Annotated in this window: 1 protein-coding gene; it reads right to left on the reverse strand. The window is 54.4% G+C overall.

Annotated elements, in window-relative coordinates:
• Positions 1-74: 74 nt before the first annotated feature.
• Positions 75-707 carry a tyrosine-type recombinase/integrase gene (locus ACGHJ7_RS14770; RefSeq protein WP_390479183.1) on the reverse strand — a complete coding sequence of 211 codons (633 nt, stop codon included), beginning with the start codon at positions 705-707 and terminating at the stop codon, positions 75-77.
• Positions 708-794 lie beyond the last annotated feature (87 nt).

Consider the following 794-nt stretch of genomic DNA (forward strand, 5'->3'; position numbering starts at 1 on the left):
CTGTTTGCCGCTCGCTGGTAGAGTTGCCGTCACTAATAGCGGTCGCTTGAGGGGACCAAGCGACCGCTTGAACGTCAGATTTCCGTCTTTTCTGCCAGTGTGAGAGCGTCCTCGATGTCTACGCCGAGGTAGCGGACGGTGTTCTCGATCTTCGAGTGACCGAGCAAAATCTGGATCGCCCTTATGTTTCCCGTAGCCTTGTAGATGATCGAAGCTTTGGTTCGACGCAGTGAGTGAGTCCCATACTCCGCTGGCAGCAGTCCGATCGCTTCGACCCATTCGTCAACGAGTCGGGCATATTGGCGTGTGCTTAGGTGGCGCGAAGCATCAACCCGGCTCGGGAAGACAAAGTCCTCGACCGCTCCACCTCTAATTTCTAGCCAGGCAAACAGGCTATCTCTCGCATCTTTTGCGATCTCGAATTGAACGGGCCGACCTGTCTTGCGCTGAGTAATCGTGGCTCGCGTCCTGATCTCTGGACCACTGACCAAATCGCCAATCTTGAGCTCAACGAGATCACAGCCTCGCAGCTTACTGTCGATAGCCAAGTCAAATAGCGCCCGGTCTCGAATTCGCTCCTCGCGATCAAGGAAGAATCGGATCGCCCAGATCTGCTTCTGATTGAATGGCCGCTTTGGACCAATCTTAGCGCCGAAGTTCCAAGGCACCCGGCTCTGAGAAGCAGGGTCAAAGTGTGAGTAAGTCATAGTTATTCTCCTTGGCCGGAATGGCCGAGAAGAACGTCCGCTTTTGGGTCCTAAAATCTGGAATGGCTACGTCTTACATTGGGGCGC

This window comes from Altererythrobacter sp. MTPC7 (assembly GCF_042851395.1).
In the GTDB taxonomy this organism is placed as follows: domain Bacteria; phylum Pseudomonadota; class Alphaproteobacteria; order Sphingomonadales; family Sphingomonadaceae; genus CAJXSN01.

Bases quoted from the DNA above. Each gene is read 5' to 3' on its own strand.
- ACGHJ7_RS14770 (WP_390479183.1), bottom strand. From the start codon at position 707: ATGACTTACTCACACTTTGACCCTGCTTCTCAGAGCCGGGTGCCTTGG.